The following is a 12,537-nucleotide window of genomic DNA, read 5'->3' on the forward strand; positions in this document are numbered from 1 at the left end:
TGCCGGATCAAGCCCGGAATGACGGAGTGAAAGGCCTTCGTCAATCTGTGAAGAAGCAAGATCTGCTATGTCTTTTCTTCGGTAGTAGCGCCTTCCCTTGCCTCCGTCCTCATCATGTCCTAAAAGAACAAAAAGTGAACTTTGAGAGGCCCTATGAGCGAGACAGCGGCACCCGCGTTGAAGGAAATCTTCAACCACGAAAAACTGCGACACATCGCCGATCAGACCAAAGCCGTTCATGCGCCTTTCGATGTTCCCGCCTTCATGGCGCTTGCCACGACAAATCTCGAAGCGCTGGGCATCATGCAGCGCATGCGGCAGGTGGCGACCAGCCTGCACGCCACGCTTCCCGGCGACTTTGCCCGCAACATCGAAATTCTGACAGCCGCAGCACCCGGGATAGGCAACGGTTTCGCGTCCATTTCGCTGCCAGAATATGTGGCGCTTTACGGTCTCGACGATTTCGATCTTTCCATGCAGGCGCTGCAATATTTCACCCGTTTCGGCTCCTCGGAATTTGCCATCCGCCATTTCCTGCAAAGGGATCTGGCCCGAACACTTGCCGTGATGGAAACATGGTCGCGACATGACAACGAACATGTGCGAAGGCTGGCGAGCGAAGGCTGCCGGCCGCGCCTGCCTTGGTCGTTTCAGCTCAAAGCCCTGATCGATGATCCCTCACCGGTCACCGCGATCCTCGATGCCATGAAAGCTGACGAGGCGCTTTACGTGCGCAAATCCGTCGCCAATCATCTGAACGACATCACCAAGGACAATGCCGCTTTCGTGCTGGCGTTCATCGACACATGGCCGAAGGAAAACCCGCATACGCGCTGGATCGTGCGGCAGGCCTTGCGCACTCTGGTCAAGAAAGGCGACGCTGCCGCACTCGCCCATTTGGGCGCCCATAAGGAGGCTCAGATCGCACTTTCGGCGTTTCAGGTTTCTCCTGAAAAGGTCGCTCTTGGTAATCCAGTGCGGATTTCAGCTTCTTTCACCTCGACGGCAGAAAGCCCGCAGAAACTGGTGATCGATTATGCCGTGCATTACGTGAAAAAGAGCGGTGACGCCTCCGCGAAAGTCTTCAAGTGGAAAGAAATCGAGTTGCAGCCGGGCGAAACGTGCGCGCTCTCGATAAGCCGCGCCATGCGCGATTTCACCACCCGCAAGCACTATGCGGGTGTTCACAAGGTTGACCTGATGGTCAATGGCAGGCTGGCGGCCGAGGCCTTTTTCGAACTGCTGATATGAGGCTGGCGAGAGCGTCCCTCAAGCCGCCGGGAAAATCTTCGCACGGCGGATGATGACGGAACCGCGATCGCCTGCCGCGACATCATTTTCCGGCGGCACGTCGAATTCCAGGAGATCGCCGCCATCTGTGCTGGCAATCACCCGCCGCTMGCCTGCCCTGTCGAGAACCCGCGAAACCGAGGCTGGAATGCCCTCGTGCAGATCTTCCCATTCCAGGTCGGAGGGACGGGCATAGATCTCAACGGCGCCATCCGCCTGACCGTAGGAGAAGGGCAGTTCGTTGTCACCGACATAGACCTTGCCGCCGCGCGCCACGCCGGACACACGGTTGGCATCGCCGAGAAAGCGCATGACGAAGGCGCTGTTCGGCTGGCGGCACACTTCCTTCGGCGTGCCCTGTTGCACGATCTCGCCCTGATTGAGGATGACGACGCGGTCAGCGAGATCCAGTGCCTCTTCCTGATCATGTGTCACGAAAATCGTGGTAATGCCCAGCGCGCCGTGAATTTCACGCAGCCAGCGGCGCAGGTCGCGGCGCACATTGGCATCCAGCGCGCCGAAGGGCTCATCCAGTAGAAGCACTTTGGGATCGACCGAAAGCGCACGGGCCAGCGCCACACGCTGCCGCTGCCCACCGGAAATCTGCGCCGGGAACCGGTCGCCCAGACCGTCAAGCTTGACCAGGTTCAACAGTTCCCCGACCCGCGCATCGATCGCCGCTTTGTCGCGCTTCACCTTCGACACCTTCATGCCGAACGCGATGTTTTCATGCAGCGTCATATGCGGAAAAAGTGCGTAGTGCTGGAACACGAAACCGACGCCGCGATCGCGCACCGGAATATTGGTGGCGTCTTCGTCTCCAAAAAAGATGCGGCCGCCATCGCTATATTCGAGACCGGCGACCATGCGCAAAATCGTGGTTTTGCCTGAACCCGAGGGGCCGAGCAGCGCCAGAAGCTCGCCACTTTCAATATCGAGCGAAACATCGCGCACCGCGCGGAATGTATCGAAGGTCTTCACCACATTTTCGAGGCGGATTTTCATGGGTATCAGGTCTCCGTGGCGATGGCGGCACCGCCGTTGGTCTTCTTGGCCCCGCGCCCCGCACCGCGCCCTTCCAGCGCCACCTTGGCGATGATGGTGATGACGGCGAGCAGAGCGAGGATGGAGGCCGACGCAAAGGCGCCGGCCGTCTGGTAATCATGGTAGAGCAGCTCGATATGCAGCGGCAGCGTGTTGGTCTGGCCGCGAATATTACCTGACACGACCGACACCGCGCCAAATTCACCCATGACGCGGGCGTTGCACAGAACGACGCCGTAGAGCAGCGCCCATTTGATATTCGGTAGCGTCACCGAAAAGAAGGTGCGCCAGCCGGATGCGCCAAGCGAGGTGGCCGCCTCCTCCAGATCGCGGCCCTGCGCCTGCATCAATGGGATCAGCTCGCGCGCCACGAAGGGTGCCGTGACGAACATCGACGCGATGACGATGCCGGGTAGTGCAAAGAGTATCTTGATATTATGCGCATCGAGGAACGGCCCAAACAGCCCCTGCAGCCCATAAACGAAGAGATAGGCGACACCGGCGACGATCGGCGAGATGGAGAAGGGTATCTCGATCAGCACCAGCAGGAAGCGCCGGCCGGGAAAATCGAATTTGGTGATCGCCCATGCGGCCGCGACGCCGAAGGCCGTGTTGATCGGCACCGCAATCAGCGCCGTCAGCACCGTCAGCATGATGGCGTGGCGGGTATCGGGGTGGGTGATGGTGGCTGAGTAAACCTTCCAGCCCTGCGAAAAAGCCTCGACACCGATGATGGTCAGAGGAGCGACAACCAGGAACGCGCCGATGACGAGCACAAAAGCAATCAGGCTGCGGCGAACCCAGGGTGCATCACCAACGCGTGGCGGCTTGCGGCGGGAAGAAAACGCGCTCATGTCTCAGCTCCTCACCGTATAACGAAGCGCACGCGCCTGGAGGTAATTGGTCACCGCCAGCATCACGAAGGCCGCGATGAGCAGCACCGAGGCGATGGCGGCGGCGGCCTGATAATCATATTCCTCAAGCCGGATGAAGATCAGCAGTGCGGTGATTTCCGTCGAGAACGGCTGGTTGCCGGCAATAAAGATGATTGCCCCAAACTCGCCGAGGCTGCGTGCGAAGGACAGCGAAAGACCAGCCAGCAGAGCGGGTGTCAAAAGCGGCAGGATGACCTTGCGGAAGATTTCGAGATCGGAACCGCCGAGCGATTGCGCCGCCTCCTCCAATGCCGGATCGAGGTCTTCGAGCACCGGCTGCACGGTGCGCACGATGAAGGGTAGACTGGTAAAGGCCATCGCCACCATGATGCCGAGCGGCGTATAGGCAACCTTGATGCCGAATTGCGCAAGCACCGAGCCGAACCAGCCGTTACCCGCAAACAGCGTCGTCAGCGCAATGCCGGCAACGGCGGTGGGAAGCGCAAAAGGCAGATCGACAATGGCATCGACAAGGCGCCAGCCGGGGAAACGGTAACGCGTCAGCACCCAGGCGAGCGCCAGTCCGAAAACGACGTTGAACAAGGTCGCGGCGAGAGCGCAGAGCACCGTGACGCGATAGCTCGCAACAGCGCGCGGCGAAGAGATAATGGCCCAATATTCGGCTGGCCCGAGGCTCGCCGCCTTGAACACCAGCGCCGAGAGCGGCAGAAGCACGATGATGGCGACGTAAGTGAGGGTAACGCCGAGGGACAATTTAAGCCCCGGCAGAACATTCCGCTTCAAACCCCGCCCCCATTTCATCATAAAGCGACCCGGCAGTTTCCCGCCGGGTCTTTTACCTGTTGCATATCGTCGTGATTAACGGCTGCCGTAGAGCGTATCAAGCGTCGCGCCGGACGCAAAATGCTCTTTCTGGATTTTATTCCAGCCGCCGAAGACGTCATTGACGTTGACGAGGCGAATGGCCGGGAACTTGTCCTTGAACTCGCCGACAACCTTTTCGTTGTGAACGCGATGGCCGAATTCGGCAGCAATGCGCTGGCCCTCTTCGGTGTAGAGGAAATCGAGGTAGCTCTTCGCCAGATCGCGCGAGCCGCGCTTGTCGACCACCTTGTCCACCACAGCGACCGGGAATTCGGCGAGCAGGCTGACGGAAGGCACCACGCCCTCAACCTTGTCGGCGCCATATTGCTTGGCAATGCCGCGGGTCTCAGCTTCGAAGGTGATCAGCACGTCGCCGATTTCACGTTCCACAAAGGTGGTGGTGGCGGCGCGGCCTCCGGTGTCGAAAACAGGGGTGTTGTCGAAGATTTTCTTGACGAATTCCTGAACCTTCTTCTCGTCGCCGTTGAACTTCTCCTTGGCATAGGCCGTGGCGGCGAGATAGGTGTAACGGGCGTTACCCGAGGTCTTCGGATTGGGGAAAACCACCTTCACGTCGTCACGGGCAAGATCGTCCCAGTCTTTGATGTGCTTGGGATTACCGGCACGCACGAGAAAGGACGGGAAAGAATAGAACGGCGAGGCGTCGTTCGCAAAATCCTTCTGCCAGTCGGCGGAAACGAAACCCTGCTTCACCAGAAAATCGACATCCGTTACCTGGTTGAAGGTGACGACATCGGCTTCCAGACCCTCAACGATGGCACGCGCCTGCTTGGAGGTGCCGGCGTGCGACTGATCAACCGTGATACCCGGATGCAGCTTGATGAAAGCCTCGTTCTCGGCTGCGAAAACCTCACGGGCAACATCGTAGGAGGCGTTGAGAATGGTGGTCGGAGACTGCGCCTGCGCCGCACCTGCAAAAAGAGCGGCAATGGCAGTGCCGATGATGAGAAGACGTTTCATGAATACCCCCGGAAAATCGAATGGTCGTCAACATAACGGGGGGCGACAACGCCTGCGAGCAACAGCCGTGCGTTAAGCAGAAGCGTATTAGAAATTTCACCCAAGCAACATCAATTCGAAAGGTGATGATTTCATATATGTCCGCAAGCCGGATTTCTTTTGCGTTGCGCAATCTAAAGGCGGTGCTCGGGAAAGAGATTACCGGAATGTTTGGTAAAATATGGCAGAAGGTCTTCTTCACGCACCTCTTCCAGCTGTGCCGGTCGCCAGCGCGGATTGCGGTCCTTGTCGACCAGGGCCGCACGCACGCCCTCATAAAAATCATGACCCCGCAATATCTCCGTGCCGGCGGCAAATTCCCGTTCGAGGCATTCGATGAGGCTGGCGCTTTCCCGCCCCAGGCGCAGCAGCTTCAGGGTTAGTTTGAGACTGGTAGGGGAGCGTTTTTTGAGAATTTCCAGAGTCTCGCGCGAAAACGTATCGTCACGCTCCGAAAGTGCTGCGAAAATCTCCTCGACCGTGTCGAAACGGAATGCCGCGTCGATGATCTCACGGTGTGCCGACAGGACCCCCTCACCAGCTTCGACGGCATAAGTTCCGATTACCGCCTCGACACCATCAGGATCGAGCGCTTGTGATAGATTCTGCACCAAATCTGTAAGGCGCGCAGAAGGGACGAAATAATCGGCAAAACCGGCATAGATCGCATCGGCAGCAGTGACCGCATTGCCTGTCAGCCCCAGCCAGGTGCCACATTCGCCCGGCGCTCTGGGCAAAAGCCAGGAACCGCCGACGTCAGGGAAATAGCCGATACCGGTTTCCGGCATGGCAAGCTTCGTCCGCTCGGTGACGATGCGGTGGCTGGCATGGGCGGAAATGCCGACGCCGCCACCCATGACGATGCCGTCCATCAACGCGACATAAGGTTTACCAAAGCGGGCAATGTGATAATTCAGCGGAAACTCTTCGCGCCAGAAATCCAGCACCTGCGGATCGCCCGCTTTGCCGAGATCGTGAATGATCCGAACGTCACCCCCCGCACAGAGCCCCCTGTCGCCTTCTCCTGTCAGCACCACGCAGGAAACGTCAGGATCATCCTCGAAACGGTGAAGCGCCTGAAGCATGGCACGAACCATCGGCAGCGTCAGGCTGTTGATGGCTTTCGGACGGTTCAGGTGGATGACACCGGCCCCTACCCGTCTCTCGATGACGACCTGCGTCTCCGCTTCCGTTGCAACTTCCAAGGTCGCCTCCTCCGCTACCGTTCACCAGCCCATCTTGGAGGTCCGGGCGCGATCACGCAACGTTGATCTTGTCCTTCAGGAACGTCTTTCGCTCAAACCGCTTTCACCCGCGTAAAATGCCTGAAATCCGCTTTCGCAATGCAGCATGTTTGCTTGACGCCCGGAAAATCATGGCATGTAATGGAGTTTGAAATGCCGGCATTGATTCCTGTCGAGCGTGTGCCGGACCAAGCGGAATGTCGCCTTGTCAAAGGCGTTGTCAACAGCAACGGGAGACGAGCATGCAGGTTTCGGAACAAGAGTGGATCAGCAAACGGGCCTATACACTTTGGGAAAAGGAAGGCCATCCTCATGGCCGTGACGCGGACCATTGGGAACAGGCAAAGCATGAATTTTCGCTGCTGAAGACGTCGGAGGCGACAAAGCCTGCCCAGCGCAAGAAAGCAGTGCCGAAGACCGCTGCTGCGGAGCCGGAGGCAGAAGCCCCCGCAAAACCCAAGGCCCGTGCACGCAAGGCAGCAACCGCGAAATAAAAGTACTCTCGTGATAATATGAACCGGCAAATGAAAAGCCCGACGAAATCTCGCCGGGCTTTGTCTGTTTATCGCGGATCGCAACCGGGATCACCGACCCGGCAACCGCCCTGAAAGTTTTCCGAGGCGGGCGCGCGGCGTGGATCATCCCACTGGCGGCGCTCCGGACGACGCTGGCCTTCGTCCTGATTCGGCTGGCGATCGCGATTGCGGTCGCGATTTTCTTCCTCGAACCGCGGGCGGTCACCATCTCGACGCGGCCTGTCCTGATTTCCATCGCCCCGGTTTCTGTCACCCTGGTTCCAGTCGCCGTAACGGCGCTCCCAGCGGCCATCATTCGGTCCACCGCCCTGACGCGGATCGCGCCATTCATCCCGGCGGCCATCACGCCATTCGTCGCGCGGACGCGGGCGTTCCCAGTCACCGCGCGGCGGCGGAGGCGCAGCATTCCAGTAACCGCCTGATGGCGGCGGACGACGCCAGCGGTCACGCTCGCGGTAGAAGTCACGGTCACGATAATAACGGTCCCAATAACGACCGGCTTCGAAGGTGATCACGGGAACGCCGAGATCGCGGTAATAACGCGGCTCAACGTAGACCCGGTTCTGCCTGAACGTCGTCTGGATGTAACGACCGGCGACCCAACCACGACCGCTGACGAAAGAGACGTCGCACCACGGCGTATCGGACAGGCAGCCATGAACCGTCAATGGTGCGCCGACCGGGATCACGACCACGGCCGGATAGGCTGTGCTCGGACCGGAGCGCATATTCACATTCGCGGTGGCAAAGCCGCGAGTCGCAGCTTCGGCAAGGGCCGGCGCGGCGAGCATGGCCACCAGCGCAATTGCGCCAAACAGTTTTTTCTTCACTTACTTCTCCTCAAGCAAAAGCCCGCTTTGCCCTTGTCGGCGTCCATCGATTTCGATGGACGAGCATGCGTTCCACATACTGCCATGGCTGGAAAATACGCCGTGTTCCATGAACGCAGCATGAAACAAATCGCAGCCCGTTTCAGTTCCACCTGCGGCAATGAAGCACCCGGGAATTTGCCGACGGAATGTGCCGCCGGTCTTGACTTCGGGGATCAATCATCCGACTTCAATGCAACAGCAATATGGAGCAGAACCATGAGCGAAACCGCACAGACGACCGTCGACCAGAGCGAAGTGGATCGCTTCTCCGCGATGGCTGCGGAATGGTGGAGCCCGACGGGCAAGTTCCGGCCGCTGCACAAATTCAACCCGGTGCGGCTTGAATATATCCGCAACCGCATCTGCGATAATTTCGGCCGCGACCCGAAGGCGCACCGCCCGCTTGAAGGGCTGCGTGTGCTAGATATCGGCTGCGGCGGCGGCCTGCTTTCCGAACCCGTGGCGCGCATGGGCGCGGACGTGGTGGGCGCCGACCCTTCAGAAAAGAATATCGGCATCGCCTCCACCCACGCCCGTGAAAGCGGTGTCAGCGTCGACTACCGCGCCGTGACCGCCGAACAGTTGCTGGAGGCGGGCGAAACCTTCGACGTCGTCCTCAACATGGAAGTTGTCGAGCATGTGGCCAATGTCGATCTCTTCGTCACCACCTGCGCGAAAATGGTGCGTCCCGGCGGGCTGATGTTCGCCGCCACCATCAACCGCACGCTGAAAGCCCGCGCGCTCGCGATCTTCGCCGCCGAAAACGTATTGCGCTGGCTGCCGCGCGGCACCCACCAATATGAGAAGCTGGTTCGCCCGGATGAGCTTGAACGACCGCTGGTGGCCAGCGGCATGGATATCGTCCACCGTACCGGCGTCTTCTACAACGTATTGCAGGACCGCTGGAACCTCTCGCCGGACATGGAAGTCAACTACATGATGCTGGCGAAAAGACCCGCGTGAAGCCAGCGTACCCAACTCTCCGGTCATGAACGACGGATGACGTCACCCTGAGTGGTGGACGTCATCAGAATCGCAAGCAAACTCAATTCACATCATCGGGCAGCACTGGCAACGGTGCAATCTCGATGCCCTCGTCAATCAGGGCCTTCGCGTCCTGGGCAGACGCGTGGCCGATGATGCCGCGTTCGTCGGCCTCGCCATAGTGGATCTTGCGGGCTTCTTCAGGAAATTTATCGCCGACATCTTCCGCATTCGCGCGGATATTTGCGACCGCCTCGCGGATTTTTGCGATAGCCTCTTTTCTGGCCGTGTCCATGGCGAGCGACTGGCGTTCGTCTTTTTTGCGGGCGGTGGAGACCGAAGGCGCCATCAGAAGTTTGGAAACCTGCGGGGAATTGCACATCGGGCAGGACAGGAAGCCGCGCTGCAACTGATTGTCGAAATCGTCGCTCCCGGAAAACCAGCCTTCGAACTCATGGCCCTTTTCACAGGCCAGCGCATAACGGATCACGCCGCCTCACCTCCAGCAGGAATAACCGTGTCCAGTCCGAACTCGCGGGCATTGCGCAGATTGGGGATTTTCCCGCGCGCGGCAGCCACGAGAGACGTGTCGATCTCTGCGAAAATGATCTCTTCCCCGGCGCCACCGGCCATTGCCAGCACCTTGCCCCAGGGATCGATGATGATGGAATGGCCGAACGTGACCCGCCCGTCCTCATGCAGGCCGGCCTGTGCGGCGGCAATGACGAAAGCGCCGTTTTCAATGGCGCGGGCACGCAGCAGAATTTCCCAGTGGGCTTCCCCTGTCTGGCGGGTAAAGGCGGCCGGAACCGTCAGAACCTCGGCGCCGGCGAGTGCCTCCGCCCGGAAAAGCTGCGGGAAGCGCACATCGTAGCAGATCGCAAAGCCGAATTTCCCCAGCGGCAGTTCGGCAACGCGAGCGACAGCGCCGGGTTCGTAAGCCGCACTTTCGCGCCAGCTTTCGCCATTGTCGAGATCGACATCGAACATATGGATCTTGTCATAGCTGCAGATACGCGAACCGTCAGGCGCAAACAGAAAACCGCGATTGGCAATCTTGCCATCCGGGCGGGCAATCGCTGTCGAGCCGACATGGACATGGATGCCGAGTTCGCGTGCCAGCCGCGCGGCGGTCGCAACGATGATATCGCCATCGTCGTCACGCAGCTGGGCGCGAAGCGCCTGCCTGTCCTTCTGGAGAGCGCCGGTCATTTCCGGCGTCTGAACATAGACAGCGCCCGCAGCCGCAGCAACACGTACCAGGCGCTCCATATCGGCGGCGTTTTTCACCGTATCGACACCCGAGCGCATCTGAATGGCGGCAGCCTTGAAAATCATCACGTCCTCCGTATCGAAAATCGAGCCGATTAAGCGGCCAGCATAACGTCGAGTTTGCCAGCACGCTCCAGTGCATGCAGATCGTCGCAACCGCCGATATGCTGGCCGTTGATGAAGATTTGCGGGAAGGTCGTTCCGCCGGATTTCTCGATCATTTCCTGCCGGTATTCCGGCGTCGTCGTCGCGTTATATTCGGCGTAATCGACGCCCTTGCTGTCCAGCAACGCCTTGGCGCGCGCGCAATAACCACAAAAATCCCGTGTATAGATCGTTACCGGTGCCATGTATTTCGAAGCCTCGCAAACGTGTGCTGAAACGCACGATATCCTCGTTTCATTCAGGCTTCATATAGGGCCGGAAATGGCCATTGCAAAGGTCAAAACGGTCACATCCGTGGCACCCGCCTTCCGCAAGACGCGACTTGCCGCGCCCACCGTTGCACCAGTGGTATAAACATCATCCACCAGCACCACTCGCTTGCCATAAACATCGGTTTTTCGGCCGGGCGCTATTGCAAAAGCACCCCGCACATTGTCCTGCCGGGCAAGCGCGGAAAGCCCCACCTGCCGCTCGGTCGGCTTCACGCGCAACAGCGTGCCGGCAAACAGCGGTTTGCCGGTGGCCTTGGCCAGATGCCGTGCGAGCTCAGCGGACTGGTTGAAACGGCGACGCCAGAAGCGGTGGCGATGCAGCGGAACCGGCACGATACAGTCGCAGCTATCAACCGTTCCGTCGCTTGCCCGCAGCATCCACAGCGCCATGAAACGCACAAGATCGGTCCGGTCCTGATATTTCAGCCGGTGTACGAGTTTACGCGCGGTTCCCTCATGGCTGGCAACAGCACGCAGACGGTCGAAAGGCGGTGGGTCGGCGATGGCTTGTGCGCTTACAACACCCGCGCCGTGATCCCGGGCGAAGGGAATGCCCAGAACCTCACAAAAAGGTCGATCGATAAAGGCCACATCCCGCCAGCAATCCGCACACAGGGCACCCTCGCCGCCGGTCATGCGGGAACACCCTGCGCAAGTGGGCGGATAGACCATGCGGAAGGCCGAGTGCAACACGCTGCGTGCCGCCACCGACACCGTCGCGGACCTCGACAGCAATCCCGAAAACAGATCTTCACCAGCGCCCATGAGGTTGACTTTAGCGCCGAACGGGTGCCTTTGCGAGAGAGATATGTTTCGGCCTCTGACCGGAAAAACAATGCCCGAAGCGGCATGACAGCAACGATGCGGCCCGCCAATCCCAAAGGCGCTACAGGCCGAGCAGGCACGACGATGGATATTCTCTTTGACCAGGCCCTGATCGAACAAAATCGCCGCCGGGCGTGGAACCGGCGTGACGACAAGGCCCTGTTTCTTCTCGACATGGCCGCCGACGAGTTTGCCGACAGGCTCGCCATCGTCGAGCGCCGTTTCGAGACCGCAATCGAACTGCACGGCGGGACGGGCATCACCGCCCGGCGCTTGACCGAGACGGGCAAGGTGGATGCTATCCGTCGTATCGAGACGGATACCTCCTTTGCGACGGATGGGAATCTGCCGCAGGTGGCCTCCATGGAGCATCTGCCGCTCGAAGAAGCCTCCGCCAATCTCATTGTTTCCCCGCTTGCCCTCCACCTCACCAACGACACCCCCGGTGCGTTGATCCAGATAAGGCGGGCGTTAAAGCCGGACGGACTGTTTCTCGGAGCCATTCCCGGCAGCGGCACATTGCAGGAACTGCGCGATGTGCTGTTGACTGCAGAAGCCGAGTTGACCGGCGGCGCCAGCCCGCGCGTCATTCCCTTTGCCGATGTGCGCGATGTTGGCGCACTGTTGCAGCGTGCCGGTTTTGCGCTTCCCGTCACCGACGCGGAAACTTATACGGTGCGTTACGACTCGATTTTTCCGCTGATGCGCGATCTGCGCGCCATGGGCATGGCCAATCCGCTGGCAAGCCGCAGCAGAAAACCGCTCAACCGCGCTTTTTTCCTGCGGGCAGCGGAGCTTTACGCCGAACGTTATTCCGATCCGGACGGGCGGATCAGAGCCACGTTTTCCATCATCTATGTCTCAGGCTGGGCACCGCACGAGAGCCAGCAGAAACCGCTGAAACCTGGTTCCGCCAAAATGCGCCTTGCCGATGCCTTGAAGACGACCGAAGTCAAGCTTTCCTGATAGGCGTAGCGCAGGCCTCAGATGTTGGCAAAAGTATCGGCGAGGAACTGGAATACAGCATTGATGGTGCTGCCGATGGTGGTTCCGCCACCGATGATGGCGGCGGAAATAACGCCGACGATCAGGCCGTATTCGACTGCGGTCGCGCCGTTTTCGTCTTTAAAGAAACGAATAAAACAATGCAGCACGGGATATTCTCCATCCGCCATCCGGTGCTTACGCTAACCGGCATTATATATTGCTAAAATCGAATTTATACTATGCCACGGGCATGAGTAATCCGTTAC

General features: G+C 59.4%; 16 protein-coding genes. 4 read left to right on the forward strand and 12 right to left on the reverse strand.

Features of this window, described 5'->3' with window-relative positions; translation table 11 throughout:
• Positions 1-153 precede the first annotated feature (153 nt).
• Positions 154-1,251: a DNA alkylation repair protein gene (locus AC1DCP_RS11080; protein WP_142851172.1), complete on the forward strand. Its 1,098-nt coding sequence runs from the start codon at positions 154-156 to the stop codon at positions 1,249-1,251.
• Between the two features lie 18 nt (positions 1,252-1,269).
• Here the strand turns inward: AC1DCP_RS11080 and AC1DCP_RS11085 are convergent, their stop codons facing one another.
• The 5 genes from AC1DCP_RS11085 to AC1DCP_RS11105 form a co-directional block, all read right to left on the reverse strand.
• The gene (locus AC1DCP_RS11085) at positions 1,270-2,295 is read right to left on the reverse strand and encodes a sulfate/molybdate ABC transporter ATP-binding protein (RefSeq protein WP_476774264.1); all 1,026 of its coding nucleotides are present in this window, start codon (positions 2,293-2,295) and stop codon (positions 1,270-1,272) included.
• A gap of 5 nt (positions 2,296-2,300) precedes the next feature.
• Positions 2,301-3,188, reverse strand: a complete 888-nt coding sequence (gene cysW / locus AC1DCP_RS11090) for a sulfate ABC transporter permease subunit CysW (RefSeq protein ID WP_065687834.1) — start codon at positions 3,186-3,188, stop codon at positions 2,301-2,303.
• Between the two features lie 3 nt (positions 3,189-3,191).
• Positions 3,192-4,034 carry a sulfate ABC transporter permease subunit CysT gene (gene cysT, locus AC1DCP_RS11095; RefSeq protein ID WP_013761717.1) on the reverse strand — a complete coding sequence of 281 codons (843 nt, stop codon included), beginning with the start codon at positions 4,032-4,034 and terminating at the stop codon, positions 3,192-3,194.
• A gap of 54 nt (positions 4,035-4,088) precedes the next feature.
• Positions 4,089-5,075, reverse strand: a complete 987-nt coding sequence (cysP, locus tag AC1DCP_RS11100; RefSeq protein ID WP_065659633.1) for a thiosulfate ABC transporter substrate-binding protein CysP — start codon at positions 5,073-5,075, stop codon at positions 4,089-4,091.
• 173 nt (positions 5,076-5,248) lie between these two features.
• A complete protein-coding gene (locus AC1DCP_RS11105) occupies positions 5,249-6,319 on the reverse strand; it encodes an enoyl-CoA hydratase/isomerase family protein (RefSeq protein WP_142851173.1) in 1,071 nt (356 codons plus the stop codon).
• Positions 6,320-6,600: 281 nt separating this feature from the next.
• Between AC1DCP_RS11105 and AC1DCP_RS11110 the strand changes: the two genes are divergently transcribed.
• Positions 6,601-6,852 carry a DUF2934 domain-containing protein gene (locus AC1DCP_RS11110; protein WP_065687836.1) on the forward strand — a complete coding sequence of 84 codons (252 nt, stop codon included), beginning with the start codon at positions 6,601-6,603 and terminating at the stop codon, positions 6,850-6,852.
• A 68-nt stretch (positions 6,853-6,920) separates the two neighbouring features.
• On the opposite strand, the gene AC1DCP_RS11115 is transcribed toward AC1DCP_RS11110, so the two are convergent.
• A complete protein-coding gene (locus AC1DCP_RS11115) occupies positions 6,921-7,724 on the reverse strand; it encodes an SH3 domain-containing protein (RefSeq protein WP_003511225.1) in 804 nt (267 codons plus the stop codon).
• The gene (locus AC1DCP_RS11120) at positions 7,725-7,943 is read right to left on the reverse strand and encodes a hypothetical protein (protein ID WP_139104343.1); all 219 of its coding nucleotides are present in this window, start codon (positions 7,941-7,943) and stop codon (positions 7,725-7,727) included. It abuts the gene before it with no gap.
• A 39-nt stretch (positions 7,944-7,982) separates the two neighbouring features.
• Here AC1DCP_RS11120 and ubiG point away from each other — a divergent pair, with 39 nt between their 5' ends.
• Positions 7,983-8,729 carry a bifunctional 2-polyprenyl-6-hydroxyphenol methylase/3-demethylubiquinol 3-O-methyltransferase UbiG gene (ubiG, locus tag AC1DCP_RS11125; protein ID WP_026330704.1) on the forward strand — a complete coding sequence of 249 codons (747 nt, stop codon included), beginning with the start codon at positions 7,983-7,985 and terminating at the stop codon, positions 8,727-8,729.
• Between the two features lie 82 nt (positions 8,730-8,811).
• Here the strand turns inward: ubiG and AC1DCP_RS11130 are convergent, their stop codons facing one another.
• From AC1DCP_RS11130 to AC1DCP_RS11145, 4 genes are read right to left on the reverse strand one after another with little or no spacing between them, the layout of a single operon-like run.
• Positions 8,812-9,240, reverse strand: a complete 429-nt coding sequence (locus tag AC1DCP_RS11130) for a DUF1178 family protein (RefSeq protein ID WP_003511227.1) — start codon at positions 9,238-9,240, stop codon at positions 8,812-8,814.
• Positions 9,237-10,088, reverse strand: a complete 852-nt coding sequence (locus tag AC1DCP_RS11135; RefSeq protein ID WP_003511228.1) for a carbon-nitrogen hydrolase family protein — start codon at positions 10,086-10,088, stop codon at positions 9,237-9,239. The genes AC1DCP_RS11130 and AC1DCP_RS11135 overlap by 4 nt, the downstream gene beginning before the upstream one ends.
• 29 nt (positions 10,089-10,117) lie before the next feature.
• Positions 10,118-10,372 (reverse strand): glutaredoxin 3, encoded by a 255-nt coding sequence (gene grxC, locus AC1DCP_RS11140; RefSeq protein WP_003511229.1) that lies wholly within the window; start codon positions 10,370-10,372, stop codon positions 10,118-10,120.
• Positions 10,373-10,432: 60 nt separating this feature from the next.
• Positions 10,433-11,224, reverse strand: a complete 792-nt coding sequence (locus AC1DCP_RS11145; RefSeq protein WP_065662512.1) for a ComF family protein — start codon at positions 11,222-11,224, stop codon at positions 10,433-10,435.
• A gap of 144 nt (positions 11,225-11,368) precedes the next feature.
• On the opposite strand from AC1DCP_RS11145, the gene AC1DCP_RS11150 reads away from it, so the two are divergent.
• Complete coding sequence (locus tag AC1DCP_RS11150) at positions 11,369-12,250, forward strand: methyltransferase domain-containing protein (RefSeq protein WP_003511231.1); 882 nt, start codon at positions 11,369-11,371, stop codon at positions 12,248-12,250.
• A 17-nt stretch (positions 12,251-12,267) separates the two neighbouring features.
• Here AC1DCP_RS11150 and AC1DCP_RS11155 read toward each other — a convergent pair whose 3' ends face one another.
• On the reverse strand, positions 12,268-12,459 hold the full coding sequence (locus AC1DCP_RS11155) for a Flp family type IVb pilin (protein ID WP_026330706.1): 192 nt from the start codon (positions 12,457-12,459) through the stop codon (positions 12,268-12,270).
• Positions 12,460-12,537 lie beyond the last annotated feature (78 nt).

Source organism: Agrobacterium sp. 10T429 (assembly GCF_056393925.1).

What these genes read in the sequence shown, in the direction of transcription:
- AC1DCP_RS11080 (WP_142851172.1), top strand. Translation starts at nt 154, where the DNA reads ATGAGCGAGACAGCGGCACCCGCGTTGAAGGAAATCTTCAACCACGAA.
- cysW (WP_065687834.1), bottom strand. Translation starts at nt 3,188, where the DNA reads ATGAGCGCGTTTTCTTCCCGCCGCAAGCCGCCACGCGTTGGTGATGCA.
- cysT (WP_013761717.1), bottom strand. Translation starts at nt 4,034, where the DNA reads ATGATGAAATGGGGGCGGGGTTTGAAGCGGAATGTTCTGCCGGGGCTT.
- cysP (WP_065659633.1), bottom strand. Translation starts at nt 5,075, where the DNA reads ATGAAACGTCTTCTCATCATCGGCACTGCCATTGCCGCTCTTTTTGCA.
- AC1DCP_RS11110 (WP_065687836.1), top strand. Translation starts at nt 6,601, where the DNA reads ATGCAGGTTTCGGAACAAGAGTGGATCAGCAAACGGGCCTATACACTT.
- ubiG (WP_026330704.1), top strand. Translation starts at nt 7,983, where the DNA reads ATGAGCGAAACCGCACAGACGACCGTCGACCAGAGCGAAGTGGATCGC.
- AC1DCP_RS11135 (WP_003511228.1), bottom strand. Translation starts at nt 10,088, where the DNA reads ATGATTTTCAAGGCTGCCGCCATTCAGATGCGCTCGGGTGTCGATACG.
- grxC (WP_003511229.1), bottom strand. Translation starts at nt 10,372, where the DNA reads ATGGCACCGGTAACGATCTATACACGGGATTTTTGTGGTTATTGCGCG.
- AC1DCP_RS11145 (WP_065662512.1), bottom strand. Translation starts at nt 11,224, where the DNA reads ATGGGCGCTGGTGAAGATCTGTTTTCGGGATTGCTGTCGAGGTCCGCG.
- AC1DCP_RS11150 (WP_003511231.1), top strand. Translation starts at nt 11,369, where the DNA reads ATGGATATTCTCTTTGACCAGGCCCTGATCGAACAAAATCGCCGCCGG.
- AC1DCP_RS11155 (WP_026330706.1), bottom strand. Translation starts at nt 12,459, where the DNA reads ATGGCGGATGGAGAATATCCCGTGCTGCATTGTTTTATTCGTTTCTTT.